This window comes from Bacillus sp. C30, assembly GCF_040838255.1.
In the GTDB taxonomy this organism is placed as follows: Bacteria; Bacillota; Bacilli; order Bacillales; family Bacillaceae_G; genus Bacillus_A; species Bacillus_A mycoides.
In genome coordinates this window covers 1-3,445 of record NZ_JBFPJH010000331.1, presented here as the reverse complement: position 1 = coordinate 3,445, position 3,445 = coordinate 1, and the positions used below count along the sequence as shown (strand labels likewise).

Genomic DNA, 3,445 nt, shown 5'->3' with positions numbered 1-3,445 from the left:
TAAAAGAGGGGCATACATCGGTTAAATGATGTGTGCTCTTTTTGTTATGAGGAAATATAGTACTACATATGGGCTGAAGACAGTAGTAAAAAGTTTTGTTGTGGTAAATATTAAAAAAGTTATTATTAGGTAGTTCTTTCTAAAATAAATAAAAATACAATATTTTTTTATTTTCCATTGCGAAAAGCGCCATCAACTTTTACAATAGAAAGGGTTGTGTATATATTATACTGAAAAAATAAATCGAAATAATATGAAAATTTTGTTTTGTCTACACTGATTGTATACAGTATACACGTAAGACAACATATATCATGTTATCGACTTGTAAGGAGAGAAAAAAATGAAAAGTGTAAGATTACCATCGATGCTAGAAATTATTATTCTTTTATGCCTATTTCTTGCTGTCGTCTTTTCCTTCCAAACGATTTTTGATCTCCCAATTCAATTAGCGCTATTTATTTCATGGTTTTTAGTTATTGCGCTTGGATTAAGATTAGGATTTCGTTATCAAGAATTGCAAGATGCAATTACGAAAGGGATTTCTAATGGATTAGAAGCAATTCTTATTTTAGTTGCAGTTGGGGCTTTAATTGGAACGTGGATTGCTGGTGGGGTTGTACCTACATTAATTTATTATGGATTAGAATTCATTCACCCTAGCATATTCTTATTGGCAACTTTAATTATTTGTTCAATCACTTCTATCGCGACAGGAACATCATGGGGAACAGTTGGAACTGCAGGTATTGCTATGATGGCGATAGGTGAAGGGCTTGGATTACCACTTCCGCTTGTTGCGGGTGCAGTCCTTTCAGGAGCTTATTTCGGAGACAAATTATCACCACTTTCTGATAGCACAGTTCTTGCAGCTTCTATGGCGAAAGTAGATGTTATTGCTCACGTTCGAGCTATGCTCGTATTAGACGTTCCAGCTTATATTATTACCAGCATTATGTTTACTGTTGCTGGATGGATGTATGGCGGGGATAATGTAGATTTAAATAGAGTTGAGTTTTTAAAAGAATCTTTATTAAAGCACTTTGATATTAAAATATGGATGCTTGTTCCAGCGGTAATTGTTATTGTGCTATTGGCGATGAAGAAACCATCTATGCCAACAATTGCTATGGGAGCTTTAATTGGTGCAATTTGGGCAACACTTTTCCAAGGAATGAACTTTGGAGAGGCAATTGGAACAGCATATAACGGATTCTCAATTCAATCTGGTGTCGAGTTTGTCGATAAGTTATTAAACCGTGGTGGAATTAATGGTATGCTTGGTTCAGTAGCCGTTATTATTTTCGGCTTAGGTTTTGGTGGATTACTTGAAAAGTTAGGTGTTCTAAAGGTAATCGTATCGAAATTCGAGAAGAAATTAAATTCTGCAGGTAATGTAACATTGTCTACATTAATCGTTGCGTTTTTAGCTAACATATTTGGTTGTGCGATGTACGTATCACTTATTTTAACACCAAAAATTATGGAAGAAAGCTATGATAAATTAAAAATAGATCGCCGCGTATTAGCACGTAACTCAGAAGTAGGTGGAACTTTGACTTCTGGTATGGTTCCATGGTCTGATAATGGTATTTTTATGGCTGGTATTTTAGGTGTATCAACATTATCATACGTTCCATTTATGTGGCTAAGCTTCGTATCACTCATTTTAGCAGTTATTTATGGATATACAGGCAAGTTCATTTGGTATGTAGATGATGCGGATAAAGGAAAGCAAGCATCATAAAAAAATTACCTTCTGCGGTGGCGGAAGGTAATTTTTTTATATGTATCAATGAGAATTCTTATCATTTGATGGAAAGTCTGTTAAAATAAAGGATGTAGGTATTTTATTTTCAAGGGGATGAAAAAATGGAGTACAGAATTGAAAGAGATACATTAGGAGAAATGAAAGTTCCAGCTGATAAATTATGGGCAGCACAAACGCAGCGTAGTAAGGAAAATTTTCCGATTGGAACAGAGCATATGCCGCTTGAAATTGTAAAAGCATTTGCGATTTTAAAGAAGAGTGCAGCGCTTAGTAATCAAAAATTAGGAAAACTATCAGAAGAGAAGACGCAAGCAATTGTGGAAGCTGCTGATGAAGTTATCGCAGAAAAATGGAATGAACATTTTCCACTTGTCGTATGGCAAACCGGTAGTGGTACACAATCAAATATGAATGTAAATGAAGTAATTGCAAACCGCAGTAATCAAATTTTGAAAGAAAAGGGATCTGACGTACATATTCATCCGAATGATGACGTGAACATGTCTCAAAGTTCCAATGATACGTTCCCAACAGCACTTCATGTAGCGTGTGTAATTGCGGTAGAAAATCATGTATTGCCAGCTATTACGAAATTAAAAGAAACATTAGCAGAAAAAGTAACTGCATTTGAACATATTATTAAAATCGGTCGTACGCATTTACAAGATGCAACACCTTTAACGTTAGGACAAGAAATTAGCGGATGGCACCGTATGCTTGAAAAAACAGAGCGTATGATTGCAGATAGCAATACATATATGAAAGAATTAGCAATTGGTGGTACTGCGGTTGGAACTGGAATTAATGCGCACCCTAAATTTGGTGAGATGGTAGCGGAAGAAATTAGTCTGTTTACAGGTAAACAATTTGTTTCTGCACCAAATAAATTCCATGCGTTAACGAGCCATGATGAAGTTGTATTTGCACATGGAGCATTAAAAGCATTAGCTGCTGATTTAATGAAGATAGCTAACGATGTGCGCTGGCTTGCAAGTGGTCCACGAAGTGGTCTTGGGGAAATTATTATCCCTGCAAATGAACCAGGAAGCTCTATTATGCCAGGTAAAGTAAATCCAACGCAAAGTGAAGCATTAACAATGGTTGTAGCACAAGTTATGGGGAATGACACAACAATCGGATTTGCTGCGAGCCAAGGTAATTTTGAGCTAAACGTATTCAAACCAGTTATTGCTTACAACTTCCTGCAATCTGCTCACTTATTAGCTGATGCAACCGTTTCGTTTAATGATAAATGTGCAGTTGGTATTGAAGCAGATGAAGAAGTAATTAATGAAAATGTAAATCGTTCATTAATGCTTGTAACAGCGCTAAACCCACATATCGGGTATGAAAATGCCGCGAAAATTGCGAAGCATGCCCATAAAGAAGGGTTAACTTTAAAAGAAGCAGCATTGCAATCTGGACTACTAACAGAAGAGCAATTTGATGAGATTGTAGATCCGAAAAAAATGATTGCTCCGAAAGAATAATAGAAGAGGCCAAGATTCTTAATTTAGAATCTTGGCTTTTTTATCCCGCTATTTGCCGGGCAGTAAAATTCCTACCTCAAAATTCGGCTGCAGCAAAGAAGTTAGGTGGGAGCCCTGCTGCCCATAAACGCCCGATTGGTGAAGGCTAATAATCAGTGGGGGATGAACAAAACCCCACTGATTA

At 36.4% G+C, this 3,445-nt stretch carries 2 protein-coding genes; both read left to right on the top strand.

What is annotated here, in order from left to right; all coding sequences use genetic code 11:
* Positions 1-343: 343 nt before the first annotated feature.
* Entirely contained in the window at positions 344-1,747 is a 1,404-nt protein-coding gene (gene nhaC, locus AB3X49_RS19615; RefSeq protein ID WP_002135474.1) for a Na+/H+ antiporter NhaC, read from the top strand.
* A 125-nt stretch (positions 1,748-1,872) separates the two neighbouring features.
* Positions 1,873-3,261 carry a class II fumarate hydratase gene (fumC, locus tag AB3X49_RS19610; protein WP_002135475.1) on the top strand — a complete coding sequence of 463 codons (1,389 nt, stop codon included), beginning with the start codon at positions 1,873-1,875 and terminating at the stop codon, positions 3,259-3,261.
* The last annotated feature ends 184 nt before the right edge of the window (positions 3,262-3,445 follow it).

Coding starts and splice junctions, on each gene's coding strand:
- nhaC (WP_002135474.1), top strand. CDS start 344: ATGAAAAGTGTAAGATTACCATCGATGCTAGAAATTATTATTCTTTTA.
- fumC (WP_002135475.1), top strand. CDS start 1,873: ATGGAGTACAGAATTGAAAGAGATACATTAGGAGAAATGAAAGTTCCA.